At 64.8% G+C, this 25,814-nt stretch carries 23 protein-coding genes; 9 read left to right on the forward strand and 14 right to left on the reverse strand.

Going from position 1 to position 25,814, the window contains the following annotated elements:
- Positions 1-11 precede the first annotated feature (11 nt).
- Genes gspF through gspC form a run of 4 tightly spaced genes read right to left on the reverse strand, consistent with a single transcriptional unit; the run spans position 12 to position 5,717 of the window.
- A complete protein-coding gene (gene gspF, locus M0534_RS11950; RefSeq protein WP_248568661.1) occupies positions 12-1,238 on the reverse strand; it encodes a type II secretion system inner membrane protein GspF in 1,227 nt (408 codons plus the stop codon).
- A 10-nt stretch (positions 1,239-1,248) separates the two neighbouring features.
- Entirely contained in the window at positions 1,249-2,814 is a 1,566-nt protein-coding gene (gspE, locus tag M0534_RS11955; RefSeq protein WP_282571420.1) for a type II secretion system ATPase GspE, read from the reverse strand.
- Positions 2,814-4,802, reverse strand: a complete 1,989-nt coding sequence (gspD, locus tag M0534_RS11960; protein WP_248568662.1) for a type II secretion system secretin GspD — start codon at positions 4,800-4,802, stop codon at positions 2,814-2,816. The genes gspE and gspD overlap by 1 nt, the downstream gene beginning before the upstream one ends.
- Positions 4,803-4,808: 6 nt before the next feature.
- On the reverse strand, positions 4,809-5,717 hold the full coding sequence (gene gspC / locus M0534_RS11965; RefSeq protein WP_248568663.1) for a type II secretion system protein GspC: 909 nt from the start codon (positions 5,715-5,717) through the stop codon (positions 4,809-4,811).
- A 430-nt stretch (positions 5,718-6,147) separates the two neighbouring features.
- Between gspC and trxA the strand changes: the two genes are divergently transcribed.
- Positions 6,148-6,474 (forward strand): thioredoxin TrxA, encoded by a 327-nt coding sequence (trxA, locus tag M0534_RS11970; RefSeq protein WP_248568664.1) that lies wholly within the window; start codon positions 6,148-6,150, stop codon positions 6,472-6,474.
- 283 nt (positions 6,475-6,757) lie between these two features.
- Complete coding sequence (rho, locus tag M0534_RS11975) at positions 6,758-8,014, forward strand: transcription termination factor Rho (protein ID WP_248568665.1); 1,257 nt, start codon at positions 6,758-6,760, stop codon at positions 8,012-8,014.
- Positions 8,015-8,127: 113 nt separating this feature from the next.
- On the opposite strand, the gene M0534_RS11980 is transcribed toward rho, so the two are convergent.
- The 8 genes from M0534_RS11980 to M0534_RS12015 form a co-directional block, all read right to left on the reverse strand.
- Positions 8,128-9,024 (reverse strand): phosphoribosylaminoimidazolesuccinocarboxamide synthase, encoded by an 897-nt coding sequence (locus tag M0534_RS11980; protein ID WP_248568666.1) that lies wholly within the window; start codon positions 9,022-9,024, stop codon positions 8,128-8,130.
- A 45-nt stretch (positions 9,025-9,069) separates the two neighbouring features.
- The gene (locus tag M0534_RS11985) at positions 9,070-10,779 is read right to left on the reverse strand and encodes a SulP family inorganic anion transporter (protein ID WP_248568667.1); all 1,710 of its coding nucleotides are present in this window, start codon (positions 10,777-10,779) and stop codon (positions 9,070-9,072) included.
- Between the two features lie 31 nt (positions 10,780-10,810).
- Complete coding sequence (locus tag M0534_RS11990) at positions 10,811-12,232, reverse strand: cryptochrome/photolyase family protein (protein WP_248568668.1); 1,422 nt, start codon at positions 12,230-12,232, stop codon at positions 10,811-10,813.
- The gene (locus M0534_RS11995) at positions 12,229-13,146 is read right to left on the reverse strand and encodes a MerR family transcriptional regulator (protein ID WP_248568669.1); all 918 of its coding nucleotides are present in this window, start codon (positions 13,144-13,146) and stop codon (positions 12,229-12,231) included. The genes M0534_RS11990 and M0534_RS11995 overlap by 4 nt, the downstream gene beginning before the upstream one ends.
- A 132-nt stretch (positions 13,147-13,278) precedes the next feature.
- Positions 13,279-13,779, reverse strand: a complete 501-nt coding sequence (gene folA / locus M0534_RS12000) for a type 3 dihydrofolate reductase (protein WP_248568670.1) — start codon at positions 13,777-13,779, stop codon at positions 13,279-13,281.
- Positions 13,780-13,847: 68 nt separating this feature from the next.
- A complete protein-coding gene (locus M0534_RS12005; protein ID WP_248568671.1) occupies positions 13,848-14,642 on the reverse strand; it encodes a thymidylate synthase in 795 nt (264 codons plus the stop codon).
- An 11-nt stretch (positions 14,643-14,653) separates the two neighbouring features.
- Positions 14,654-15,448 carry a prolipoprotein diacylglyceryl transferase gene (gene lgt / locus M0534_RS12010; RefSeq protein ID WP_248568672.1) on the reverse strand — a complete coding sequence of 265 codons (795 nt, stop codon included), beginning with the start codon at positions 15,446-15,448 and terminating at the stop codon, positions 14,654-14,656.
- A 31-nt stretch (positions 15,449-15,479) separates the two neighbouring features.
- Positions 15,480-16,691, reverse strand: a complete 1,212-nt coding sequence (locus M0534_RS12015; RefSeq protein ID WP_248568673.1) for a class I SAM-dependent rRNA methyltransferase — start codon at positions 16,689-16,691, stop codon at positions 15,480-15,482.
- 175 nt (positions 16,692-16,866) lie between these two features.
- On the opposite strand from M0534_RS12015, the gene M0534_RS12020 reads away from it, so the two are divergent.
- The 3 genes from M0534_RS12020 to argA all read left to right on the forward strand — a co-directional run bounded on the left by M0534_RS12020 (position 16,867) and on the right by argA (position 20,443).
- Positions 16,867-17,535 (forward strand): TIGR04211 family SH3 domain-containing protein, encoded by a 669-nt coding sequence (locus M0534_RS12020; protein WP_248568674.1) that lies wholly within the window; start codon positions 16,867-16,869, stop codon positions 17,533-17,535.
- A gap of 413 nt (positions 17,536-17,948) precedes the next feature.
- Positions 17,949-19,124: an acetylornithine deacetylase gene (argE, locus tag M0534_RS12025; protein ID WP_248568675.1), complete on the forward strand. Its 1,176-nt coding sequence runs from the start codon at positions 17,949-17,951 to the stop codon at positions 19,122-19,124.
- Positions 19,121-20,443 (forward strand): amino-acid N-acetyltransferase, encoded by a 1,323-nt coding sequence (gene argA, locus M0534_RS12030; RefSeq protein WP_248568676.1) that lies wholly within the window; start codon positions 19,121-19,123, stop codon positions 20,441-20,443. Before argE ends, argA begins: the two co-directional genes overlap by 4 nt.
- A 219-nt stretch (positions 20,444-20,662) precedes the next feature.
- On the opposite strand, the gene M0534_RS12035 is transcribed toward argA, so the two are convergent.
- The gene (locus M0534_RS12035) at positions 20,663-21,436 is read right to left on the reverse strand and encodes an SPOR domain-containing protein (protein ID WP_248568677.1); all 774 of its coding nucleotides are present in this window, start codon (positions 21,434-21,436) and stop codon (positions 20,663-20,665) included.
- 151 nt (positions 21,437-21,587) lie between these two features.
- On the opposite strand from M0534_RS12035, the gene cpdA reads away from it, so the two are divergent.
- Positions 21,588-22,391 carry a 3',5'-cyclic-AMP phosphodiesterase gene (gene cpdA / locus M0534_RS12040; protein WP_248568678.1) on the forward strand — a complete coding sequence of 268 codons (804 nt, stop codon included), beginning with the start codon at positions 21,588-21,590 and terminating at the stop codon, positions 22,389-22,391.
- A 9-nt stretch (positions 22,392-22,400) separates the two neighbouring features.
- Positions 22,401-23,270 (forward strand): hypothetical protein, encoded by an 870-nt coding sequence (locus M0534_RS12045; RefSeq protein WP_248568679.1) that lies wholly within the window; start codon positions 22,401-22,403, stop codon positions 23,268-23,270.
- A 41-nt stretch (positions 23,271-23,311) separates the two neighbouring features.
- On the opposite strand, the gene M0534_RS12050 is transcribed toward M0534_RS12045, so the two are convergent.
- The gene (locus M0534_RS12050; protein ID WP_248568680.1) at positions 23,312-23,482 is read right to left on the reverse strand and encodes a rubredoxin; all 171 of its coding nucleotides are present in this window, start codon (positions 23,480-23,482) and stop codon (positions 23,312-23,314) included.
- Positions 23,483-23,733: 251 nt separating this feature from the next.
- Between M0534_RS12050 and thiE the strand changes: the two genes are divergently transcribed.
- Together thiE and hemL are read left to right on the forward strand one after the other, a co-directional pair.
- Positions 23,734-24,363, forward strand: a complete 630-nt coding sequence (thiE, locus tag M0534_RS12055; protein ID WP_248568681.1) for a thiamine phosphate synthase — start codon at positions 23,734-23,736, stop codon at positions 24,361-24,363.
- Between the two features lie 42 nt (positions 24,364-24,405).
- A complete protein-coding gene (gene hemL / locus M0534_RS12060) occupies positions 24,406-25,686 on the forward strand; it encodes a glutamate-1-semialdehyde 2,1-aminomutase (protein ID WP_248568682.1) in 1,281 nt (426 codons plus the stop codon).
- Positions 25,687-25,814: the final 128 nt, after the last annotated feature.

A 25,814-nucleotide genomic window follows, 5' to 3' on the forward strand; every position in this document is an offset into this window, starting at 1 on the left:
ACGTGCCTGAATTACGCTACCAACTGATTCAGTTCGAATATTGGCAGCAGGATTGCCAGTACGATGACCAGTACGATGCCGCCCATGATCAGGATCAGCAGCGGCTCGAACACGGCCAGGACTGTCGCAATAATACCCTGTACCTCGCGTTCCTGGTTGACCGCCGCGCGGTCGAGCATCTGTTCCAGCTTGCCGCTGTTCTCGCCACTGGCCACCAGATGCAGCAGCATGGGCGGGAACTGGCCGCTGTGCTCCAGCGCGCGGCTGATGCCGGAGCCTTCGCGGACGCGGGCGGCGGCGTCGCGTACCGCATGGCGCATCGGCAGGTTGCTCATCACCTCGGCGGAGATCCGCATGGCATCGAGTACCGCCACCCCGCTGCTGGCCAGGATGCTGAACGTGTGGGCGAAGCGGGCCGCATTCATGCTGCGGGTCAGGCGCGCGATCAGCGGCAGCTGCAGCAGGACGCGATGGACCTGCAGGCGAAAGCCGTCCCGCCGCATGCCCTGCGCGAAGCCGAGGAGCAGCAGGGCCAGTCCGGCCAGCAGCCAGACACCCTGGGCGCGCAGGAAATCGCTCACCGCGATCAGGCCCTGGGTCAGCCGGGGCAGCTCCTGGCCCACGGTCAGGAACACCTCGGTGACCTGCGGCACCACGTATGTCAGCAGCAGCACCACCACAAGAACCGCGACGATCACCAGTCCGGCCGGATAAAACAGGGCCAGTTGGACCTTCTGCTGCATCTGCTGGCGGCTGTCGGTGTACTCGGCCAGCCGTTCCAGCACCTGGTCGAGGTGCCCGGTCTGCTCGCCGGCGGCCACGGTGGCCCGGTACAGCTCGGGGAAGGCGCCGGGGTACAGCGCCAGGCCATCGGCCATCGAATGACCCTCCATGACCCGCGCGCGCACCGCGGTCAGCATATTCCGGATGCGGGCTTTCTCGGTCTGTTGCGCGGTGGCGCGCAGCGCTTCCTCCAGCGGCAGCCCGGAGCCGATCAGGGTTGCCAGCTGGCGGGTCAGCAGGGCCAGTTCCCCGGCGGATGCCCGGCCCCGGGAAAACAGGGCCCCGGGGCGGCGTCCGGCGGCCCGCGCCTGGCGCGGCGCCAGTTCGTCCACCGTCAGCGGAATCCAGCCCTTGTCTCGCAGTTGCTGGCGAACCTGGCGGGCGGTATCGCCCTCCAGCGTGCCTTTCAGCTCCTTGCCGCCGGCGTCCAGTGCGGAATATTCGAAGGCGCTCATCGCTGTTGCGTCATTCCAGGTCCAGCGGTGCGGTGTCCTCCACCGTGACGCGCAGGACTTCCTCCAGTGTGGTTTCGCCGGCAAGCACACGCCGGACGCCATCCTGGCGCAGGCTCGGCGTCTGCATCCGGGCGTGGCGTTCGATCTCCTGTTCGGCGACGCCGTCGTGGATCATCGTTCGCAGCCGATCATCCACCACCACAAGTTCAAAGATGCCACCGCGGCCGCGGTAGCCGCTGTGATTGCAGTGCGCACAACTGCCCGCATGAAACAGGGTTGGCGGTTGCGCGGGGTGAACGCCCAGGACCTCGCAATCCCGCTCATTGGCGGTGTAGGGCACGCGACAGTGGGTGCAGAGCATGCGCACCAGCCGCTGCGACATCATGCCCACCAGGCTGGAGGCCATCAGGAATGGTTCGACCCCCATGTCGCGCAGGCGGCTGACCGCGCCGACGGCGGTGTTGGTGTGCAGAGTGGATAGCACCAGATGGCCGGTGAGCGAGGCCTGGACCGCGATCTCGGCGGTCTCCAGGTCGCGAATCTCGCCGACCATGACCACGTCCGGGTCCTGGCGCAGGATCGCGCGCAGCCCCCGCGCGAACGTCATGTCGACCTTGCTGTTGACCTGGGTCTGGCCGATGCCTTCGAGGTAGTACTCGATCGGGTCCTCGACCGTGAGGATGCTGCGGCTGGCGTCGTTTAGCCGGGTCAGCGCACCGTACAGCGTGGTGGTCTTGCCCGAGCCGGTGGGGCCGGTGACCAGCAGGATGCCATGCGGCTTGTGGATCAGCGCATTGATCTGTTCGCTGAGCTTCTCCGGCATGCCCAGATGCGACAGATCCAGGCGGCCGGCCTGCTTGTCCAGCAGGCGCATCACGACCCGCTCCCCATGTCCGGAAGGCAGGGTGGAGACCCGCACGTCCACCGCGCGGCCGGCGATCCGCAGACCGATGCGGCCGTCCTGGGGCAGTCGTTTCTCGGCGATGTCCAGCCGCGCCATGACCTTGACCCGCGAGATCAGCAGCGGTGCCATGACCCGCGGTGGTTCGAGTACCTGACGCAACACGCCATCGACACGGAAGCGCACCAGCAGGCGGTTTTCGAACGGCTCGATATGGATATCGGAGGCGTTTTCCTTGATTGCCTCGGTGAGCATGGCATTGATCAGCCGGATGATGGGCGCATCATCCTCGCTTTCCAGCAGATCCTCCGGTTCCGGCAGGCTGTCGGCGATGCTCGACAGGTCCATGTCCTCGCCGATGTCCTCGACCATCTGCGCGGCCTCGCCTGTGCCGCGCTCGTAACTGCGCTGCAGCAGCCGCTCAAACTCGGCGTTATCGACCCGCTTCAGGCGCATCGGCCGGCCCAGCAGGCGGCGCAACTCGCTCAGGCTCTGGCGGCTCACGCCCGGCCGGAAACAGACTTCAATACTGCCTTCCTGCAGGCCGCAGACAATCAGGCCATGACGGCGGGCAAAGGCAAATGAAGGCCGTCGCACCGGCTGACTTTCGGTCTGGTCGACCTCAATGCGTGTGGCTGCATCGGACTCGGGCAGCATGGTGGGGTCGGTGGCCATCAGTTTGCCCGACCCTCCAGTTCGGCGAAGGGCACCGGCAACTCGGCCCGTTCCAGTGGCGGCAGCGATGGCGCACGCTCGCCCGGCAGTCCGCTGATGCCGCGCTGTTGTTGCTCCATCTGTCGGGCGCGCATGAAATTATACTTGCGGCTGGTGAGGTCGTCGGAAACGGCGCGATCGCGGACGATGGTCGGTTGCATGAACACCATCAGGTTGCGTTTGGTGAGACTGGAGGAGCGGTAGCGGAACAGCTCGCCGAGCAGCGGAATCGAGCCCAGCCCAGGCACCCGCTGCTCGCGTTCTTCCAGGTCGTCGTCCATCAGCCCACCGAGCGCGATGACCTGGCCGTCGTCGACCAGCACATTGGTGCGGATGGTCCGCCGGTTGGTGGTGATCAGTCCGGTCTCGCCGCCGTCGCCGGCCACGTTGGAGGCCTCCTGCTCGATCTCCAGCAGAATCGCGTCGCCCTCGTTGATTTGCGGTTTGATCTTGAGAATGATGCCGACGTCCTCGCGGTTGATGGTCTGGAACGGATTGGCAACGTTGCGTCCCTCCTGGCTGAACTGGCCGGTGACGAAGGGCCTATTCTCGGCGACCCGGATTTCCGCCTCCTGGTTGTCCAGTGTGACCAGCGAGGGTGTCGACAGGATGTTGGTGTCCTGATCTTCGGCCAGGGCACGGATGAAGGCACCGAAGCGCACCCGGCTGTCCAGGTCACCGACCACGACGCTGGCGCCTTCGCCGATCTGGGGTTGGGCCGAATCCAGCGTCAGCAGCGAGCCGATGCTGGTGCCGACTCCGGCGAAATTCGTCACACCGGCAACGCCGCTGCCGTCACTGCCGTCGACAAACCATTGCACGCCGCGTTCGGCACCCCGCCGGGAAGTGATCTCGGCGATGGCTGCCTCGACCAGCACCTGGGCGCGACGGATATCGAGTTGCCGGATGATCGAGCGCAGCGACTGCAGGATGGCGGGGGGCGCCGAGACCACCAGCGAATTGGTGGCTTCATCGGCGAAAATGCTGACGTCGCGGCTGCGGCTGCCGCCACGGGCACCGTTCTCGCCCTCTCTCTCTCCGTCACGCTCGGCCAGGTTTTCACTGACACCGGTGAGCACATCGACCATTTCCGTGGCCCGGGCGTACCGCAGATAGATCACCTGGGTGTCGCCATCGACGTCCACCGGCTCATCCAGTTGCGCGATCAGCGCGCGCATGCGCATGCGCTGGCGGGAATCTCCGGAGATGAGCAGGCTGTTGGTCCGCTCGTCGACGCTGAACCGCACCTGGTTGGCCGGGATGGTTTCCTCGTCGGCGCGCTGAAGTCCCATCAGGATGCTGGCGATCTCGGCGGCGGAGGCATTCTCCAGCCGCACCATGTCGACTTCGTCATCGCCCGCCTGGTCGACCTCGCTGACCAGCCGGTTGATACGTGAAATGTTGCTGGCCCGGTCCGAGACGATCAGTACGTTGGTGGGCGGGTAGGCGGACAGATGGGCGTTCTGCGGCAGCAGCGGCCGCAGGATCGGCACCAGTTGCGCGACCGGCACATTGTCGACGCTGATGACCGTGGTCACCATGTCGTCGGGCACCACGTCGTCGATGCGGGTGTCGCCCAACTGCTTGGCCGTGGTATCGGGCACGATCTTGGTCACCTCGCCGGTGGGCACGGTGGCGAAGCCATGCACCTGGAGGATCGAGAGGAAGACCCGGTACAACTCGTCTTCGGGCATGGGCCGGCGTGACACCACGGTGACCCGGCCACGCACACGGGGGTCAATGATGAATCGCTCGCCGGTAATCTCGGCCACGGTGTTGATCAGCGCCGCGATGTCCGCGTCCTGCAGGTTCAACGTGACGCCGCCCGCCTCGTCCACCTCCACCGGTTCCTCGGCTGTCGCGGGCACGAGACCGACGCTGAAACACAGCAGCAGCCCGAAAATCAGGCCGCGAACTCGGGAGTGGATTACGGCGTGCCGGCTCAGCATGTTTGCCTACTCTTCATCGTTGAAATTGATCATCACGGTCTGCTCGACGCCGTCCCGCAGAACCTGGACCTCGACCTGGTCCGCCCGGGCGACTCCGCGTAGGGCGCGCACGCCCGCTTCCGCGCTGTCCAGCACGGTGCCACCCAGCGAGGTCACCACGTCGCCTTCCTGCAGGCCGACCCGCTCCATCAGGCTGGCATCCTCTCCCGGCGTGAGGCGAAAGCCGAGGAAGGTGTCGCCGTCGGTCTCCGGTTGCATCTGGATGTAATGCGCCATGCTGGACGGGTCACGCAGCATTTGCCGGCGTGCCTCCGCCAGGCTGCCGCCATTCTCCGTGCTGCCGTTGTCGGCCGCCGACTCATCGTCGATATCCGGAAGCGATGGCGCTGCTTCGGCCGTGTCGACCCGCTCCTCGGGCAGGTTCAGTATCTCATGCCGGCCGTTGCGCAGCAGGACCACGCGGTCGACCCGGATGGCGTCGATCGAGGCGCCGCCAGGCACCTCATCGCCGACCCGGTAAATGTCCTCGCCGTCATTGCCGGCGGCAATGATCGCCAGGGCCTTGTCCTGGCTGGCGCTGTGAAACAGTCCGCGAAGGGACAGGTTCAGGCGGGTCTGGGGGGCGTCGTCCGGGATCTCGGCAATACGCTCACGCGGCTCCGCGCGGCCGAACAGGTGCAGCTCCGCCACCGCCGTTCCGGGGTTCTCGCCGCGCGGCTGGGCCCGGGGATCGGGGTGGCTGTCCTGTTGTGGCGCACCGCTTACCACCGGCCGGTCGCTCAATACCTGCCAGACCAGGCGCGCGGCGGTGTCGGCCAGCAGCACGACCAGCACCACGGCAAGCAGCACGGCTGCCAGGCGAAGCGCCCGGCTGCGAGCGGCCGGCCCGCCCAATATGTCTATCACTGCGTTCATTTGCCGTTTGCCAGTCCGATTTGTCGGTGCCGATCTCCTCAGAGGCGAGGGCGGCCGCGGGCCGCGTCCCGGTCATCCGATTTCCAGTCAGGGGCCGTGGTCGGCAGTTCGCTGTATCCCTATAGAATAGGAGAATGCGCGAAGCATCTCCCATAATGCCACTGCAGACGCAACGCTAGGGAAACGCTGACGCGCGCGAATGAATCGCCGCTTCCGTTGGGCTTGTCGGGCACGATCCCGTAACATGCTTGGCAGTGCGGAATTGACACCCTCCGGACAAGCGATTATTGTCCGACCTTATTCCATCTGCGCGCAATGGCGTGCACCCGCGTGGCCCCCTTCGATTACGTCATTTCCAATGCGATGGCATCTGGTCGATTACGCCAGAAACACCAAAATTTCCTGCAATGAACTGGAGGCATTCCCAGCCGTGAGCGGAGACATTATCCACGTAAGCGACAGTACCTTCGAGGAACAGGTGCTCAAGTCGGACAGCCCGGTTCTGGTCGATTACTGGGCCGAATGGTGCGGACCCTGCAAGATGATCGCGCCGATTCTCGACGAGGTGGCGAAGGACTACGGTGACAAGCTGACCGTTGCCAAGCTCAATATTGATGAAAACCCGGAGACGCCGCCGAAGTTCGGCATTCGCGGCATCCCTACCCTGATGCTGTTCCGAAACGGTTCCGTCGAGGCAACCAAGGTTGGCGCGCTGTCGAAGTCGCAGCTCACCGCATTTCTCGACAGCAATCTTTGATCGCGCAACACCGGGGTCAGGCGCTTGGGGCACCAACGATCGCGCAGACAGCCCCTTTGGCGACAACAGACGCAGCTTCACCGCCGGTCCGGTAGGCCGTATACAGCATTAAACCTATAAGAATATCGGGTCTCGGGCCCGGGCGGGCACGAGCCCGCAAAACCGGAGGCGAGTGCCTGGTCCTTCGAGGCACTCGCACCGATCTTCCATCCAGGGCAGATCGTTCGGCGGCGGGGTTCACCCGGCCGGCGAGAATGCCGTTCATGCAAGTGAAGTCATCGACATGAATCTGACCGAGTTGAAGCAAATGCCGGCGGCGGAACTCGCCGAGCTGTCCCAATCCTTCGGCATTGAGGGCGTTGCGCGATCCCGCAAGCAGGACATGATCTTCGCGATCCTCAAGGCGCATGCGAAGAAAGGCGAGGACATCTACGGCGACGGGGTGCTCGAGATTCTACAGGATGGCTTCGGCTTCCTTCGTTCGGCCGACAGTTCGTACCTGGCGGGGCCTGACGATATCTATGTCTCACCCAGCCAGATCCGGCGTTTCAGTCTGCGTACGGGCGACACGATTGCCGGCAAGATCCGGCCGCCGAAAGAGGGTGAGCGTTATTTTGCCCTGCTCAAGGTCAACCAGATCAATTTCGAGGCGCCGGATGCGGCCAAGAACAAGGTCCTGTTCGAGAACCTGACACCGCTGTTCGCCAAGGAGCGCTTTGTACTGGAGCGCGGCAATGGCAGCACCGAGGACCTCACCGCGCGGATCATCGATATGTGCGCGCCGATCGGCAAGGGCCAGCGCGGCCTGCTGGTGTCGCCGCCGAAAGCGGGCAAGACCATGATGCTGCAGAACATTGCGCAGAGCATCACGGCGAACAATCCCGAGGCCTACATGATCGTGCTGCTGATCGACGAGCGGCCCGAGGAAGTGACCGAGATGGCCCGTTCGGTTCGCGGCGAGGTGGTGTCGTCGACCTTCGATGAGCCGGCCAGCCGCCATGTGCAGGTCGCCGAGATGGTGATCGAGAAGGCCAAGCGGCTGGTGGAGCACAAAAAGGACGTGGTGATCCTGCTGGATTCCATCACCCGCCTGGCGCGCGCCTACAACACGGTGGTGCCGTCGTCCGGCAAGGTGCTGACCGGCGGTGTCGATGCCAATGCCCTGCACCGGCCGAAGCGCTTTTTCGGCGCCGCCCGCAACATCGAGGAAGGCGGCAGCCTGACCATCATCGCCACCGCCCTGGTGGAGACCGGGTCACGCATGGATGACGTGATCTACGAGGAGTTCAAGGGCACCGGCAACATGGAAATCCATCTGGACCGCCGGATCGCCGAAAAGCGTATCTTCCCGTCGATCAACATCAACCGCTCCGGTACCCGCCGCGAGGAACTGCTGATCAAGCAGGACGAGCTGCAAAAGATCTGGATCCTGCGCAAGGTGCTGCACTCGATGGATGAACTCGCGGCCATCGAGTTCGTGCTCGACAAGCTGAAGGACACGAAGGTGAATTCGGAGTTCTTCGAGTCGATGAAGAGATAGGAAAAGGCAAGACAACAGGTTTCAGTGTTCAGTTTTCAGACAAACATTCGGTTTCGATTGGCGCGATGTCGGTCTGCACCGTCTGAAAACTGAAACCTGAACACTGAAAACTCCTACCCTCCCACCAACCGTTTCTGCGCCTCCCGATACTTCTCCGCCGTCTGCCGGATGATGTCTTCCGGCAACTTCGGGCCCGGGGCAGTCTTGTTCCAGTCCAGGGTCTCCAGGTAATCGCGCACGAACTGTTTGTCGAAACTTGGTGGCGAGGTGCCGATCCGGTACTGGTCGGCCGGCCAGAAGCGCGAGGAATCCGGGGTCAGGGCCTCGTCGATCAGGGTCAGGATGCCGGCGTCGTCCAGCCCGAACTCGAATTTGGTATCGGCGATCAGGATGCCGCGGCCGGCCGCGTAGCTCGCTGCCTCCCGGTACAGCGCCAGGGTCACATCCCGCAGCTCGGCCGCTAGTTCGCCGCCGAGCTGTTGCTCCACCTCCGCGAAGCTCACGTTCACGTCGTGGTCACCGACCGCCGCCTTGGTTGATGGCGTGAAAATCGGTTCCGGCAACTGTTCCGCCTGGCGCAGGCCCGCCGGCAGGCGAATGCCGCAGACGCTGCCGCTGACCTGGTAATCCTTCCAGCCCGAACCGATCAGGTAGCCGCGGGCAATGGCCTCGACCGGCAGGGGTCTGAGGCGCCGTACGATGACCGCGCGGCCCGCCACCTGGGCGCGTTCGTCCGCGTCCGGCAGGACGTCTTCCAGCCGCAGGTCCGCCAGATGGTTCGGCACCAGGCCGCGCAGCCGCTCGAACCAGAAGGTGGAGACGGCCGTCAGCACCGCGCCCTTGCCCGGGATCGGGTCGGGCAGGATCACGTCGAAGGCCGACAGCCGGTCGGTGGTGACAATCAGCAGGTGATCATCGCCGACGGCGTAGATGTCGCGGACCTTGCCGCGCTGTACCAGCGGCAGGCTGGTCAGGGAACTTTCGAACAGGGCGTCGGGGGCGGCTGGCATTGGCGACTCGTTGGCTGGCTTTGCTGGACAGCGCCGCAGTATACGTCAGGCTCGTCCTTCGGAACGAACCGCGGCCCGTTCCGGGCTGTGCAAGCGGCGTACCGCCTCTTCCGGACTCAGGAACACCTGCCCCGGATGCATGCGCTCCAGCAGGCCCGAATGACGCAGGCGGTCCATGACGGGTCCCTTGACCTCCGCCAGATGCAATACCAGCCCTGCTTCGCCCAGGTTCTCGACCAGGGCCTCCAGGGTTTCCAGCGCGCTGTGATCAATGCGATTGACCGCGCTGCAGATGAGCACGACGTGCCGGAGATCCGGACGGTCGGCGACATGCCGGGCCACCATCTGCTCCAGACTCGCCGTGTTGGCGAAGTACAGGGATTCGTCTATCCGCAGCAGCAACAGGTCGGACCAGGTCTCGACCTCGTAGCGATCGACATTGCGGTAGTGGCTGCTGCCCGGAATGCGTCCGATGACCGCGAAGTGCGGATGGCCGGTGCGCCACAGGAAAATCGCCAGCGACAGCACCAGGCCGGCGAGCAGCCCGAGCTCGATATCCACCAGCACCACGCCGAAGAAGGTGACCAGCAGCGCGGCGGAATCGGCGCGGTCGAAGCGCCAGGTGCGCCGCAGCGTGGCCAGATCGATCAACGGCAACACGGCGATGATGATCACCGCCGCCAGTGCGGCCAACGGCAGGTACTTGAACAGCGGCGCCAGCAGCAGCGCGGCCAGGGCGACGAGCAGGGCGGTGACGATGCCGGCGAACTGGGTCCGGGCGCCGGCATCGAAATTGACCTTGGAGCGGGCAAAGCCGCCGGCCACCGGCATGGTGCCCGAGACGGCGGCACCGGCATTGGCGATGCCCAGGGCCAGCAGTTCGCGGTTGGAATCGATGCGCTGGCGGCGGCGCCAGGCCAGCACACGCGCCACGGACACGCTCTCCACATAGGACACCAGGCTGATGACGATTGCCGCCGGCAGCAGGTCCCGCAGTTGCTGGCCATCCAGCCCCGGCAGCACCGGGCTGGGTAGTCCGCCGGGAATGTCGCCGACCACGTCAACGCCGTGCTCAGGCAGCGCCAGCAGCGCGGTGAGCAGGGTTGCCCCCAGGACCACCAGAAGTGGTGCAGCCCGGGGCAGCAACATGGCCAGCCGCTCGCCGATACCGAGGCGCCGTAGCAGGCGCTGCAGTGGTGAGCGCGAGAGCGCGAGCAGGCCCAGGCAGCCCAGTCCCAGCGCAAGGGTCGGTGCATGCGGCAGCCAGTCGCCCTGGTCGCTTCCCAGCAGTGGCGGCAACTGGCTGAGGATGATCACCACCGCTGCGCCACTGGTGAAACCGGACAGCACCGGGTGGCTGAGAAAGCTGGTCAGCTCGCCCATCCGCAGCAGGGCCATCAGCAGCAGGATACCCGCGCAGAGCAGTGCCAGGGTGACGGCGCCGGCAATCCAGGCCGGGTCCCCGGGTTCCAGGCCCTGGCCGGCCAGGGCGTTGGCCACCAGCAGGGCGGCCACCGAGACCGGGCCCACCGCCAGTGTGCGACTGCTGCCGAGAATGGCATACAGGATCGGCGGCAGGATGCCGGCGTAGAGGCCCAGCATCGGTGGCAGGCCCGCGAGCATGGCAAGTGCCATGCCCTGTGGCACCAGCAGCACGGCGGTGATCAGGCCGGCGAGCAGGTCGTCCTGCAGGGTCTGCCCGCGCGTCTCCCGGATCCATTGCGGAAGGAGGCGGAACTGTGCTGATCCGGCCATGCGCCCGTGCCGTCCCTGAAGATGAAGCCGGTCAGGCGGACTTGATCGCCGCGTAAGCGTCCAGCGCCTGTTTGCGTGAGTTTGCCAGATCCACGATCGGTTGCGGATAGTCGTGGCCGAGGCGCAGGCCGGCCTGGTTCAGTTCCGGTGCCGGCGCCTGCCATGGCGCGTGGATGAATTTCGCCGGCAGTCGCGCCAGCTCGGGCACCCAGCGCCGGACATAGTCGCCGTCCGGGTCGAAGCGCTCGCCCTGGCGGATGGGGTTGAAGATCCGGAAATAGGGCGCCGCGTCGGCACCGCTGCCCTGGATCCATTGCCAGCCCATGCTGTTGCTGGCCAGGTCGGCGTCGACCAGCGTATCCCAGAACCAGGCCTCGCCCCGCTGCCATGGAACCCGGAGATTCTTGGTCAGTAGCGAGCCGACGATCATGCGCACGCGGTTATGCATCCAGCCGATCTGCCAAAGCTGCCGCATGCCGGCATCGACGATGGGAATGCCGGTCTCGCCCCGTTGCCAGGCCTGCAGGCTCGCATCCTGCCCGTCGGACCAGGGGAACCGTTCGAAACGGTGGTCCAGCGGAACATCGGGCATTTCCGGGTTCTGGTACAGCAGGTGATGCGCGAACTCGCGCCAACCGATTTCCGACAGGAAGCTGTCGCGGTCCTTGCCGCGCGGCAGCTCCTGCAGTGCGCTGACAATCTGCCGCGGTCCGATCTCGCCGAAGTGAAGGTGCGGCGACAGGCGCGAGGTACCGTCCACGGCAGGCAGATCGCGGCGGGCGTCGTAGTCCGCAAGGCGTGATCGGAGAAAGGCCTGCAGCCGCTGCCAGGCGCCGTCTTCGCCCGGGGTCCAGCTGTCCTCCAGGCCCTGGTCCCAGCGGATCCGCGGCAGCAGCCCAAGTTCATCCGGGTCCAGGCCCTGCGGCCAGTTTGCCGGGGCCTGCAGCGTTTGCGGTGCCGGGCGCGGCGCGGCGAAGGATCCCTTGCTGGCGGCGCGCCAGAACGGGGTGAAGGCGCGGTAGGGCGTTCCGGTCTGGGTCTTGACCATCCAGGGTTCGCGCAACAGTGCCGCGTTGTGGCCGTGCGCGTCCAGACCCCGATCGCGCAGGGCGCTCTTGACCGCAGCGTCGCGATCGCGGGTTGCCGACTCGTACAGCCGGTTCCAATGCACCGCAGTGGCGCCGGTCTCTTCGATCAACTGCTGCAACAGGTCGCGGCTGTTTTCACCGCGGCGAATGATCAGGCGACTGCCGCGCGACCTCAGGGCCGTCGCCAGTGCTGTCAGTGAATGGTGCAGCCACCAGCGGCTGGCGCCACCGGCCTTCCAGTCCCCGTCTTCGGCGGGGCAGTGCAGGTAGATCGGGATGACTGCGGAATGCGCGCAGGCCGCCAGCAGGGCCGGATTGTCGTGCAGGCGCAGATCCCGCCGGAACCAGACCAGGGCTGCGCTCACCCGATACCCCGGTTGGCCCCCGCCTGGGCCGGCGGCAGTCGCCGGCCAATGACCCGCAGGGCGGTCTGCGGTTCCGGGATCGGGATACTGTTGCTGGCCGGCAGATCGTTCCAGCTTGCCGCCTCGTCCAGCAGGAATACGGGACAGGACATATCGGCCATGGCGTCCAGCAGGCCCCGCGGTGGCCTGCGGCTGCGGCTGGAAAGCACCAGCCCGGCGCAGTGGGAGGCGCGCACGGCCTCCGCCAGGGAGGTGCTGTCGACATCGGTGCCCAGCAGGACCACGCGGTACCCATTGGCCTGGGCCTCGACGGACAGCAGCATCAGCGAAATGTCGTCGGATTCACCCGCCGGACAGGCGGTCAACAGGATCGGGCCCTGACCGCGAGTGCCCTGATGCAGGAAACGCGCGCCGAGCCGGTTACGCAATGTCGCCTGCAGCAGATGCCGGTGCGCAAGGATCAGGTCGTTCTCGCGCCCTTCTTCGGCCAGTTGTGCCAGCAGCGGGCGTGCCAGGCGCTCGAGCACCGCTTCGACCGGAAACAGACTCAGCGTGTCGCCGCAGGCGGCGTCGATCGCCCGTTCGTCGAAGGTCTCCAGGGCGCGGCGCCAATTGGCAAGGTGGCGTTGCCAGCTGTCCAGTTCGCCGACATCGTCACCGGCAGCAGGCTCGGCGGTTGCCGGTATTTCACTGTCATCAAGCACCTGGCTGGCCTGACTGATGGGAATGCCGCGTTCCAGCAGAACCAGGATGTTCTGGATGCGATTGATGTCGCTTTCGGTGTACAGGCGGTGTCCCTTGGCGGTGCGCTGCGGTTGGATCAGGCCGTAGCGCCGTTCCCAGGCACGGAGGGTTACCGGGTTGACCCCGGTCATCGCCGAAATTGTTCGAATGGGATACAGGCCCTTGCTCAAAACCTGAACTCCTTACACGGCGCCTGCAGGGTTGGGCTATCGTCGGCAAACGGAAAGGGAGATCACCGCGAGTTCAGCCCAGACGTCAGATGTACAGCTATTGTATCAGTTTCGATCTTACCGTACCGGATTTTATTGCGCGTTGCCCGTCCGCCGTTCCAGCACCTGGTAGCACAGCGGGTACGGCGATTCCTCGCCTGCCGGCACCCGCCGCTCGTTACGCAGCTGCCAGTCGGCAGCGTCCAGCGCGGGAAAGTAGGTGTCCCCGGGGATTTCTGCCTCCACCCAGGTCAGGTAAAGGCGGCCGGCAAGGGGCAGGAAACTGCGGTACAGATCCGCGCCACCGATAACCATGACCTCCGGCGCATCGCCGCAGGCGTCCAGAGCGGCCTGCATGTCGTGCACCACGGTACAGCCTTCGGCCCGGAAACCGGAGTTTCGGGTCAGCACGATATTCCGGCGCCCGGGAAGCGGCCGCCCGATCGACTCGTGATTACGCCGCCCCATGACGATCGGCTTGCCCATCGTTACCGCACGAAAATGCTTCAACTCCGACGGAATCCGCCAGGGCAGGTCATTGTCGCGACCGATGACATGATCCGGGGTGAGTGCGGCGATCAGGGAAATGAGCATACGTTTTACGTTTTAGGTTTAATGGTTTTACGTAAAACATGAAACGTTAAACGTAAAACGATGTTCGACTAAACGGCTACCTTCGCCTTGATATGCGGATGATGCCGGTAGTTCTGCAAGCTGAAGTCCTCGAACCGGAACGCGAACAGATCGTCGACGGCCGGGTTCAGCTGCATCCGGGGCAGCGGGTAGGGTTCCCGCGAGAGTTGTTCACGGGTCTGCTCCAGGTGGTTCAGGTACAGGTGTGCATCGCCCAGCGTGTGCACGAAATCGCCCGGTTCGAGTTTGCAGACCTGTGCCAGCATCAGGGTCAGCAACGCATAGGAGGCGATATTGAACGGCACGCCGAGGAAGATGTCGGCGCTGCGCTGGTACAGCTGGCAGGACAGGCGGCCTTCGGCGACGTAGAACTGGAACAGCGTGTGGCAGGGCGGTAACGCCATGTCATCCACTTCTGCCGGGTTCCAGGCACTGACCAGATGGCGCCGTGAGTCGGGGTTGTACTGCAGGCCATCGACCAGGCGGGCAATCTGGTCAATCCGCCGGCCGTCCGGGGTGGGCCAGGAACGCCACTGCACGCCATAGACCGGGCCCAGCTCGCCGTTCTCGTCGGCCCACTCGTCCCAGATGCTGACGCCATGTTCCTTGAGATAGGCGATATTGCTGTCGCCGCGCAGGAACCAGAGCAGTTCATGGATCACCGACTTCAGGTGGATGCGCTTTGTGGTCACCAGCGGGAAACCGTCCGCCAGCGGGAAGCGCATCTGGTGGCCGAACACCGAAAGCGTGCCGGTGCCGGTGCGGTCATCCTTTCTGGTGCCATGCTCCAGCACATGGCGCATCAGATCGAGGTACTGTTTCATTGCGTAACGTTTTAGGTTTTAGGTTTTTGGCTGCCGCGATAGGCAAGTCCAATCAGAATCAGGCCGCCGATGATCATTGGTGTCGAGAGTAACTGGCCCATGGTCAGCCAGTCGAAGGCCAGATAGCCGATATGCGCGTCCGGGATGCGGACGAATTCCACCAGGAAGCGGACGCTGCCGTAGACGGCAAGGAACAGCCCGGAGACGGCCATGGTCGGGCGCGGTTTGCGCGAGAACAGCCAGAGCACGGTGAACAGCAGCACGCCCTCGAGCAGGAACTGGTAGAGCTGGGACGGATGCCGGGGGTCCATGCCCAGGGGCTCGTAGACCATGCCCCAGGGCAGGCTGGTGGTATGACCCCAGAGCTCGCCGTTGATGAAGTTGCCGATCCGGCCCAGGCCCAGCCCAAGCGGCACCAGCGGTGCGACGAAATCCATCAGCTGCAAGAAGGTACAGCCGATGCGTCGTGCGTAGATGCCGCAGGCCAGCAGCACCCCGATCAGACCGCCATGGAAGGACATGCCGCCCTGCCAGACGCGGAACAACCGCATCGGGTCGTCGGCCACCGCACCCAGGTCATAGAACAGGATGTAACCCAGCCGGCCGCCGGCAATGACGCCGACCGCGACGTAGATCAGCAGGTCTTCCATCTGCTTCGGCTGGACCGGCGTCCAGTCGAAACGGGCCCGGTATCGACCCAGGAAATAGGCGCCGATAAACCCGAAGGCATACATCAGGCCGTACCAGTGCACGGCCAGTGGGCCGATCTGGAAGGCGACGGGGTCGATATCCGGATACATCAGCATGGCGTAATCCTGCGTTCCTTGATGGCCTGATTCAGGGGCTGGTCCACGCCGGCAGCACCCGGCAGGTCAGGCATTTCAGGTACCTCGTCTCGGGCATGGCCGCGTGCATCGGATGGTCGGCGGATTGCGAGCCGCGCTCCACCAACTGCAGGCTGCGGTCCAGATGCCGCGCCGCGCCGAGTACCTCCTGCAACAGGGCGTCCTCGCCCACGTGGGAGGAGCACGATGCGCTGAACAGTATTCCTTGATGTGCCAGTACCTGCATCCCCAGTCCGTTCAGGCGCCGGTAACCGGCGAGGCCGTTGCGCAGGTCCTTGCGCTTCTTGACGAATGCCGGTGGATCGAGGACGATCACATCGTAACGGAGCTTTTCCTGGCGCAACGCCTGCAGGACCTCGAAGGCGTCGCCTTCGATGGTGGTTAACCGGTCCTCGACCCCGTTAAGCACGGCGTTTGCCGTGGCCTGGTCCAGCGCGTCGGAGGAGCTGTCGACGCAGGTGACGCTTTCTGCGCCATTGTTCAGTGCCTGCACGCCCCAGCCACCGGCATAGCTGCAGACATCCAGCACCCGTGCGCCGCGAACAAAGTCCGGCAGCCGGGCGCGGTTGGCCCGGTGGTCATAGAACCAGCCGGTTTTCTGCCCGCCCAGGGCTGGAACCCGGAACAGGCTGCCGTTCTCCTCGACCCGTAGCTCGTCGACGCCATCGCTGTTCACCCAGCGGGTATAGCTGTCCAGCCCTTCCAGTTGGCGCAGGCCGCTATCCGCGCGCAACAGCAGGTGTTCCGGTGCGAGAACGGATTGAATCGCCTCCAGAAGCGCCTGCAGCAGGCGCTCCATGCCGGCCGTATTGATCTGCACAACGCAGACATTGCCGTAGCGGTCCACCACCAGGCCAGGGAGTCCGTCGCCTTCGCCGTGAATCAAACGATAGTAGGGTGCCGGATACAGCCGTTGGCGCAGGTCGAGGGCCAGCTTCAGTCGCTCCTCCAGCATGGACCGGTCTGCCATCCGTCGGGCGTCACGGCTCAGCAGGCGGCCGCAGATCAGCGAGTGCGGATTGATGTAACCGCTGCCGATGGCTCGGCCGCCGTGCTCGCGGAACACCGCCGGGGCCCCGGGCGGCAGATCCCGAATCGGTGAGCGCTGGGTGTCCACCTCGTTACTGAATATCCACAGGTGGCCGCCACGCAGGCGCCGCTCCTCGCCTTTTTTTAGCCAGATCTCGCAACTCGTGTCCTGCATTCCGGTCTCCGGCCAATGCCTTCGGGTGGAGCGCGAGGATAAGGGAAATGCCGACTGATTCCCATGCGGGCAGGTGCGGAGCGTCTGTGCCACCTGTTGTTGGAGAACGTCAGCTTGCGAGGGTAGTCTTCGCCGATACCATTGCGCTCGAATTCGTTTTTTTCAGGAGACCCCCGTGTCGATCCGCGCCATTACCCTGATTGTCCTTCTGTTCACGATGCTGCCGCTGGGCTTGCAGGCGCAGCAGACCCAGTACATCACGGACGAGTTGCAGCTCGACATGCGCAGCGGCCCGGGTAACCAGTACCGCATCCAGCAGATGCTGTCCGCCGGCACCGAGGTCCAGGTGCTGGATAGCCAGGAGGGCTGGACTCAGGTCCGTGTGCCGGGTGCCCAGGAGGGTTGGGTTCTGACGCGGATGCTGAGTGATTCGCCAAGCGCGCGTGCCCGCCTGGAATCCGCCGAGGGCGGCATGCAGGAGGCGCTGGAGGAGAACGAGGCGCTGTCCACGTCCCTGGCTCAGGCCGAGGAACGTATCGCCGAGCTGGACGAGGCGCTGGGCCAGGCCACCTCGCAGCGTGACCGTATGCGGCAGGAGCTGGAGCAGGCCTCCCAGGGGCTGGAGTATTACGAGGACAACCAGGAACTGCGCAAGCAGGTGATCGACCTGCGCCGGGAGTTGCAGGACATGGCGCAGGAGAACGAGCGGCTGCGCGGACGCAATGACCAGCAGTGGTTCATGGTCGGCGGCATGGTGCTGGGCGCCGGTATCCTGTTCGGCCTTATCATTCCCCGTATTCGCTGGCGCCGGCAGCGATCAAGTTGGGGGTCCGGAGGGCTTTAAGACCAAGTTTTCAGTGTGAACGAGGTGCTGACTTATTCAGGGGCCTGCGTTGGAATCCGCATTTTTTCCTAGGCAAGGTGCGCTGAACACGACGCGTAGGATGCGTTAAGCGTAGCGAATGCACGCGGTGTCAGGCATCCCGGTGCAGCAGGGCCTCCCAGGAGAAGTAAGGCCGCGGGAAACTCGGGCCGGCCGACCAGGCAAATTCGATCACGGATCACACCGCGCGGGTCCGCTACGCTTGACCCGCCCTACGCGTCTGGCCAGAAGCAGGTTGCGTTCGGTAATGGGGCTACCGAACCGGCACCGCGCCTTGCCAGATGACCAAAACCCGTCTCGGGCGCAGGCCCCTGAATAGATCAGTACCTCCTTAAGTGTTCAGATAGAGACGTTAACCGGACTGGAGACTGGGCATGGGCAAGATGCCTCCCGACCTGCGGGAGATGTTGACCGAACTGATCGCGATTCCCTCGGTGAGCAGCGTCGATCCGGCGCTGGATCAGGGTAACCGCGCCGTTGTCGAGCGGCTCGCGGAATGGCTGGAGGGCATGGGCTTTGCCTGTGAGCTGCAGCCGGTACCTGATGCCCCGGACAAGGCCAACCTGATAGCGACGCTGGGGCGGGGTGACGGCGGGCTGGTGCTGGCCGGTCACACTGACACGGTACCCTACGACGACACCGGCTGGGCCTCGGATCCATTCACGCTGAGCGAGCGTGACGGTCGCCTGTACGGCCTGGGCACCAGCGATATGAAATCCTTTCTCGGTCTGGTGCTGGAGGCCGCCCGTGGGCTGAAGGCCTCGGATATGAAGCAGCCGCTAGTGGTGCTGGCCACTGCTGATGAGGAAAGCGGCATGACCGGGGCCAAGGCGTTGGTGGATGCGCAGCGGCGGATCGGCCGGCACGCGGTGATCGGCGAGCCGACCAATCTGCGGCCGGTGTACATGCACAAGGGCATCCTGATGGAATCCATCCGCATTCGGGGCCGGTCCGGGCATTCCAGTGATCCGTCGCTGGGCTGCAGCGCGCTGGAGGGCATGGTGCGGGTGCTGAACGACATTGTCGCCTGGCGTCAGCAGTTGCAGTCCAAGAACGCCGATCCGCGGTTCTCGGTTCCGGTGCCGACCCTCAACCTGGGGCATATCCACGGCGGTGATAACCCGAACCGGATTTGTGCCCATTGCGAGTTGCAGATCGATATCCGGCCGCTACCGGGCATGGATCTGGAGGAACTGCGGGAGACCCTGCGTCAGCGCATCGGCCGGGTCCTGGGCGAAGAGGGCCTGGCGCTGGAGTTGCATTCACTGTTCCCGGGACTGCCGGCGATGGAGACGCCGGCCGAGGCGACCATCGTCCGGGCAGCCGAGGCGCTGACCGGCAGTCAGGCGGAGGCGGTGGCCTTCGGTACCGAGGGGCCCTATCTGCGCGACCTGGGGATGGATGTCGTGATCCTTGGGCCGGGAGATATCGCCCAGGCGCATCAGCCGGACGAATTTCTGGCCGTGAATCGCTTGCAGCCCACCGTCGACATGTTGCGAGAACTGATCCACCGCTTCTGCCTGACGCCGGCCGTGGAGGACGGCGCATGAGCCATCGGCCTGCCGAATTCATTTACTGGTTTCGTCAGGGAGCGCCGTACATCAATGCCCACCGCGGCCGGACTTTCGTCATCAGCATTGGGGGCGAGGCAACCGGCGATGCCGGTTTCGCCAGCCTGGTGCACGACGTCGCCCTGCTGAACAGCCTGGGGATCCGGGTCGTGCTGGTGGCCGGTGCCCGTGCCCAGATCGAGCAGCGGCTACGCGACCGCGGGCTGGCAATCCGCTATCACCAGGGTTTCCGGGTCACCGATGATGCGGCACTGGGTTGCGTCAAGGAGGCGGTCGGCAGCGTTCGCGTGGAGATCGAGGCGCTGCTGTCGATGGGCCTGGCGAATTCGCCGATGGCAGGTTTCCGGGTGCAGGTGGCATCCGGCAATTTCGTGACCGCGCGGCCGTTGGGCGTGCGCGATGGCGTCGATTATCTGCATACCGGCGAAGTGCGGCGCATTGATGCTGCCGCCATCAGCCAGCGGTTGGCGGAAGGCTGCGTTGTCCTGGTGACGCCGTTGGGCTATTCGCCCACCGGGGAGGTATTCAATCTGGTGGCGGAAGACGTGGCGCTGGCCGTGGCAGGCAGTCTGCAGGCCGACAAACTGCTCTATCTGACCGATGGCGACCTGTGCCGGGATGAGGCGGGGGGCCTGATTCGCGAATTGGCGCTTGCCGAAGCCGGCGCGCTGGCAGGGAGGCTGGCCCAGGATGACGAGGCGCGGCGGATGCTGGAGGGGGCGGTGCGCGCCTGCGGGGAAGGGGTGCAACGCGTGCACTTGCTGAATCGCGGACGGGACGGTTGCCTGTTGCAGGAATTGTTTACCCGGGACGGTGCCGGAACCCTGGTTTCGGGAGATCATTTCGAGACAGTGCGCCAGGCCACAGTGGACGATATTGGCGGAATCCTCGAGCTGATCGAGCCGCTGGAGCGCGAGGGTGTACTCGTAAGGCGCTCGCGGGAACAGTTGGAAACCGGAATCGGAGAATTCACGGTGATCGAACGGGACGGCACCGTGATCGCCAGTGCGGCGCTAAGCCGGCATCCGCAAGAGGCCATGGCGGAGCTTGCCTGCTTTTCGATTCACCCGGATTACCGGGGCTGTCACCGCGGTGACACGCTGCTTCGGCAGTTGGAACGGGATGCAGTTCGCGACGGCATCCGCCGGCTGTTCGTTCTCACGACACGCACGGCGCACTGGTTTCAGGAACGCGGTTTCGTGCCGGGCGCAATCGACGACCTGCCGGTGGCGCGTCAGCGGTTGTACAACCTGAAACGGAATTCTCGGGTATTCGTGAAAACGCTGGCTGCGGCCTGACGCGTCTGAGTTTCCAGGCTGGTAGAGCGGCCCTCGGTCCCTTTGACTGTTAAGGAAACGCTGATTTATTACCACGTCTGCGCCCGAGACCGGTTTTGGTCATCTGGCAAGGCGCGGTGCCGGTTCGGCAGCCATAGCTACCGGGACGGTGACGCAACGCCGCCGGGGGCCAAAACCGGCCAGGGTCTTGGGCAAGCGTGAGAATAAAACAGCGTTTCCTTAGTCAGAAGAGATGATGAAGCTCTGTGTGCCGGCAATCTCGTCCACCTGGCGTTGCAGTTGCTGGGCCTGCTCACGGCGTTGTACCGGTCCGGCTACGACGCGGTATAAGCCCCGAGGGCTCGCGTCGTCCTCGATAATCCTTGCGTCGACGTCACGCTCGACAAGCAAGTCGGCCATCGCCTCGGCATTGTCGCGACTCTGGAAAGTGCCGACCTGAACGCTGTAACCACCGGTTACAGCGAGGGTCGGCTCGGTAACGGTTCCGGCATTGTCGGGTGGCGGCACTTGCACCGCACCCTCATGGTCAAAATCCAGCGGCTGTTCTGTTGCGGACTGGTCTGGCGGCTCCGATGGCACCAAACCATGGTCCGGCCCATCCCCCGCCGGGGGGACGGATGGTTCGGGTTCATCCCCCCTGATGCGTTGCCGCGCGCCCATTCCGGCCATCTGACCGAGCGCCTCTACCGCCTTGCGATTGCCGCCCGAAGCGCTTTCCCGGATCCAGCGCAGCGCTGATTGGTCGTCCTGATTAACGCCCTGGCCCTCGTAGTACATGTAACCGACCGTATATTGGGCGTCCGGGTTGCCGTCCTCGGCCTCCCGTAGCAGCAGTTCGAAGGCCTCGCTGTAGCGGCCGTCCAGATAGGCCTGCTTGCCGCGTTCAAACCGTTCCGGATCACCGCGTTCCGTGGCGCCCGGAGCAGCGCAGCCGGCCAGCAGCATCAGGAACGCCAGAATGATCACCACCGTCGCGCCGAGTCGGCGAGTCATCCCCTGTACTCCTTAAACGCGTAACGCGATGTCGCCGCCCGGCGTTCGATTCGCGTCGTTCTGTGACGCCCCCCGCAGACACGGCCATTGGGCGGACAGTATCGTCTTGCGGGAATGAAGGCCAGAGGCCAGGCAGACGATGCAGGATCCCATGATGGCAGAGGCTGGGCCAATTCGCCTGTTGCAACTCACGGACATGCACCTTTCCGAGGATTCTGCGGCCAGGTTGGCCGGGGTGACAACAGACACGACTTGGCGGGATGTCTTCGCGCTTGCGCAACGCCATGCGAACAGGCCGCACGCGCTGCTGCTGACCGGCGATCTGACCCAGGACGGCAGCGAGGCAGCCTACCTTCGACTTCGTGAACAGGTGCAGACCATGTCTGTCCCGGCCCTGGTGATACCGGGAAATCACGATGATCCTGGTGTCATGCAGCGGTGTTTCGCCTCGGGTCTGGTGCAGTGGTCGGGTCATGCGCTGTTTCAGGACTGGCTGCTGATCATGTTGAATTCGGTGGTGGTCGGTGAACCGCATGGGCACCTTCCGGCCGAGGAGTTGGCGCGGATGGATCGGCTGCTGGCCGAGGTCCCGCACCGGCATGCCCTGATTTGTCTGCATCATCAGCCCGCGGCCGTTGGCTGTCGCTGGCTTGATGCCATTGGCGTGGACAACGGTCAGGCACTGGCGGAACGTCTGCTTGCACACGACACGGTGCGCGGCGTGCTCTGCGGTCATGTGCATCAGGAGGTCGACACCAAGCTGGCGCATCTGCGGATGCTGGCGTCGCCCTCCACCTGCATTCAGTTTCGCCCCGGCAGCGATGAGTTCGCTATTGATGCGCGTCCGCCCGGGTACCGCTGGCTGACCTTGAAAGCCGATGGTCACATCGAATCCGGTGTTTGCCGCCTGCCAGAGGTGCCGGCAGAACTGGACGCAGCCATCGGCGGATATTGAGCAGCGCCTATGGCCGATTCCGGAACAACATCCAGTGCCGAACTGCGTCGTCTGCAGGAAGAGCTGGCAGCGGCGCGCAAGCGCCTCGAGGCCGAGGAGTCCCGCTTTCAGGCACGCCTGGAAAACCAGCGCACGCGGCTGGAGGCTGAGAGCCTGCGGCAGCAGGCGGCCGAGGTTTCGCGCCGCCGCCAGTTGGAGCAGGAAGTCTCGGCGTTGCACGAGCGTCTGGCGAAGGTTGATGCTGCAGTGCCCGATGCGGCCGAGGAATGGCATCAGCGCAACGCCGAGCTGGAGCAGGCGCTGGCCGCCGAGCAGCGCAATGCAGCCTCCCTTGAAGAGGAGTTGATGCTGACACGGCAGGCACTGAACCTGTCGGAACGCGCCCGGGCCACGGCCCGCGGCCGCGCGTTGCGGCTTGCCGAGGTGCTGCGGGAGTTGCGCCATCAGATCGAGCAGACCACGGGCAAGCGGTTCGCTGGGCGCACCAGGCCGTTTGACGGCACCCAGGTTGGCGAGGGCAATGTGCAGGAAGTCGATCTCGGGCGGGCCAACGCGGTGCTGCTGGAAGTCGAGCGGGCGCTGGACCGGGATGACGGCGATGCCGCCGACGATTCCCCGGAGGGCTCCTATGCTGGTGACGAGAGCTGGCTGGAGGGCTTTCTCGATCTGCCGGAGGATCAGTCCTTTGACGTGGAGACGCCGGCGGAACGCGTCGAGGCTCCGGCGCCGCCACGCGAGGAACCCACGCGTCCAGCACCCCAGCCGGCGCAGCCCCGCCAGGAGAGCCCGCCGCCGGCGAGTGCCCTGCAGCGATCACAGCCCCGGCGCCCGGCCGGCTTCTGGCGCTCGTTGTTGTCCCGGCTGTCTTTCCGGAGGTGACGCTGACAGCGTTCGGATGGTGCCGGTCGGAGGCGCTCCCCTCAGACCTCGATCATCTCGAAATCCTGTTTCGTGGCACCGCATTCCGGGCAGACGAAGTCATCCGGAATGTCCTTCCAGGCGGTGCCGGGTTCGATGCCTTCCTCGGGCAAGCCGTCCTTTTCCTCGTAGATCCAGCCGCAGACCACACACATCCAGGACTTGTGTTCCATTGAATTTCCTTCCAGTTTCCAGTTTTTCGGGAGTATTCCGAGGCCGGCAATGTAACGCGCGGCCCACCAGGGGCCAAAACCGGCCGGGCCCTTCGGGTTGGGCCGCATTTTTCCCGATTGCTGCGTTGCGCTGCTTGACCGCAGAACGACTGCGGCGCTGCGCAGCGCGCCTTGCCTCGGAAAAATGCGGACTCCAACGCAGGCGTGCGAATAAATCAGTGTTTCCCTAGATCCCAAGGACCGGAGGTGCGGTGAGCAGTTCATTTCGAGGTCTTTACGCGATAACCGATGGCCGCAGCCAGGGTGTCGACGCGTTGCTCGCCGCCTGCGAGCCGGTGCTGGCTGGCGGTGCGCGCGTGCTGCAGTACCGGGACAAGACCAATGACCACGCGAGGCGGCAGCGTGAAGCGGTGGCACTGGCCGCACTCTGTCGCCGCTACCGGTGCCTGTTCATCGTCAATGACGATCCGGCGTTGGCATTGCGCAGTCGTGCCGACGGTGTCCACCTGGGGCGTTATGACAGGGCACTGGATGCGGCGCGCGACTTGCTGGGACCTTCGGCACTCATCGGCGTGTCCTGTTACGATTCGCTGCCGCGCGCGCAGGAGCGGCTCGAGGCCGGTGCGGATTACCTGGCCTTCGGCACCGTGTTCGCCTCGGCGACCAAACCGGACGCACCGCGAGCCTCACTGGATCTGTTGCGGCAGGCGCGGGCGCGGTTTCCGCGAACACCGTTGGTGGCCATCGGCGGGATCGACGCCGACAACGTGTCGCAGGTGGCGGCAACAGGTATCGATGCGGCGGCGGTGATCAGCGGTGTGTTTGCCGCCGCCGACCCTGGCTTGGCCGCGCGCCGGATCAGCCAGGCTTTTGATCATTGAGCGTCGGCGCCGTCCGGCGCCGGCATGGAGGTAGCACGAGCGATGAAGCAGTCCGAAGCCCTGTTCGAGGCAGCGCAGAAGCACATTCCGGGTGGCGTCAACTCGCCGGTACGGGCGTTTCGCGGCGTCGGCGGTACGCCGGTCTTCATCCATCGCGCCGAAGGCCCGTATCTGCATGACGAGGATGGCAACCGCTACATCGACTATGTGTGCTCCTGGGGGCCGGCGATTGTCGGCCACGCCAATCCGGAGGTGGTGGATGCGGTGGCCGAAGCGGCCAGGCGAGGCCTGAGTTTCGGTGCGCCAACCGCGGTGGAGACCGAGATGGCGCAGGCCGTGAAACGGCTGTTCCCGTCGATGGAACTGCTGCGCATGGTCAATTCCGGCACCGAGGCGACGATGAGCGCGCTACGGCTGGCGCGGGGCTTCACCGGGCGCGACAAGATCGTGAAGTTCGAGGGCAATTATCACGGTCATGTGGATGCCTTGCTGGTCAAGGCCGGTTCCGGTGCCCTGACCTTCGGCACGCCAACGTCCCCGGGGGTGCCCGCCGCTGTGGTCGAGCAGACCCTGACGCTGGACTACAACGATGCCGATCAGGTGCGGCAGGTGTTCAGCGAAATGGGCGACCAGATCGCCGCGGTAATTGTCGAGCCGGTGGCCGGCAACATGAATTGCGTGCCCGGCCAGCCGGCCTTCCTGCAGGCGCTGCGCGATGTCTGCAGCGAGCATGGCAGTGTGCTGATTTTCGATGAGGTCATGAGCGGTTTCCGCGCGGCGCTGGGTGGAGCGCAGGCGCATTACGGCATTACCCCGGATCTGACCTGCCTGGGCAAGGTCGTGGGCGGCGGCATGCCGGTGGGTGCCTTCGGTGGTCGGCGCGACATCATGGAGCATCTGGCGCCACTTGGGCCCGTCTATCAGGCGGGCACCCTGTCCGGCAATCCGGTGGCGATGGCGGCCGGCCTGAAAACGCTGGAAATCATCGCCCGCGATGGCGTGTTCGACACGCTGGCCGAACGCACCACCGGTCTGGCCCGGGATCTGAAGATGGCTGCGGACCGCGCTGGCGTGCCGCTGCAGGTGAACCAGGTGGGCAGCATGTTCGGCGTGTTTTTCACCGACGGCGGTCCGGTGACCAGCTTCAGTGATGTCAGCGCCTGCGATGGCGAGCGCTTCAAGGCCGTCTTCCACGCCCTGCTGAAAAAAGGCGTCTACATGGCGCCATCGGCCTTCGAGGGCGGCTTCACCTCGATCACCCACGACGAGGCGGTGATGCAGCAGACGGTGGAGGCGTTTGGGGAAGTTCTGCGCGAACTCTGACGAGTTCGCGCGTTTAACGTTAAACGTTTTAGGTTTTAGGTTTCCCGGGGCAGTCTAACTTCATCGTCCATCGTTTCACGTCCGACGCCACCTTCCGGAAGCCCCTGGTCCGACATAAAACGTCAAAC

Origin of the sequence: Methylonatrum kenyense, assembly GCF_023195885.1 — a bacterium.
Taxonomy (GTDB): domain Bacteria; phylum Pseudomonadota; class Gammaproteobacteria; order Nitrococcales; family Aquisalimonadaceae; genus Methylonatrum; species Methylonatrum kenyense.

Coding starts and splice junctions, on each gene's coding strand:
- gspF (WP_248568661.1), bottom strand. CDS start 1,238: ATGAGCGCCTTCGAATATTCCGCACTGGACGCCGGCGGCAAGGAGCTG.
- gspE (WP_282571420.1), bottom strand. CDS start 2,814: ATGGCCACCGACCCCACCATGCTGCCCGAGTCCGATGCAGCCACACGC.
- gspD (WP_248568662.1), bottom strand. CDS start 4,802: ATGCTGAGCCGGCACGCCGTAATCCACTCCCGAGTTCGCGGCCTGATT.
- gspC (WP_248568663.1), bottom strand. CDS start 5,717: ATGAACGCAGTGATAGACATATTGGGCGGGCCGGCCGCTCGCAGCCGG.
- rho (WP_248568665.1), top strand. CDS start 6,758: ATGAATCTGACCGAGTTGAAGCAAATGCCGGCGGCGGAACTCGCCGAG.
- M0534_RS11980 (WP_248568666.1), bottom strand. CDS start 9,024: ATGCCAGCCGCCCCCGACGCCCTGTTCGAAAGTTCCCTGACCAGCCTG.
- M0534_RS11985 (WP_248568667.1), bottom strand. CDS start 10,779: ATGGCCGGATCAGCACAGTTCCGCCTCCTTCCGCAATGGATCCGGGAG.
- folA (WP_248568670.1), bottom strand. CDS start 13,779: ATGCTCATTTCCCTGATCGCCGCACTCACCCCGGATCATGTCATCGGT.
- M0534_RS12005 (WP_248568671.1), bottom strand. CDS start 14,642: ATGAAACAGTACCTCGATCTGATGCGCCATGTGCTGGAGCATGGCACC.
- lgt (WP_248568672.1), bottom strand. CDS start 15,448: ATGCTGATGTATCCGGATATCGACCCCGTCGCCTTCCAGATCGGCCCA.
- M0534_RS12015 (WP_248568673.1), bottom strand. CDS start 16,691: ATGCAGGACACGAGTTGCGAGATCTGGCTAAAAAAAGGCGAGGAGCGG.
- argE (WP_248568675.1), top strand. CDS start 17,949: ATGGGCAAGATGCCTCCCGACCTGCGGGAGATGTTGACCGAACTGATC.
- argA (WP_248568676.1), top strand. CDS start 19,121: ATGAGCCATCGGCCTGCCGAATTCATTTACTGGTTTCGTCAGGGAGCG.
- M0534_RS12035 (WP_248568677.1), bottom strand. CDS start 21,436: ATGACTCGCCGACTCGGCGCGACGGTGGTGATCATTCTGGCGTTCCTG.
- cpdA (WP_248568678.1), top strand. CDS start 21,588: ATGATGGCAGAGGCTGGGCCAATTCGCCTGTTGCAACTCACGGACATG.
- M0534_RS12045 (WP_248568679.1), top strand. CDS start 22,401: ATGGCCGATTCCGGAACAACATCCAGTGCCGAACTGCGTCGTCTGCAG.
- M0534_RS12050 (WP_248568680.1), bottom strand. CDS start 23,482: ATGGAACACAAGTCCTGGATGTGTGTGGTCTGCGGCTGGATCTACGAG.
- hemL (WP_248568682.1), top strand. CDS start 24,406: ATGAAGCAGTCCGAAGCCCTGTTCGAGGCAGCGCAGAAGCACATTCCG.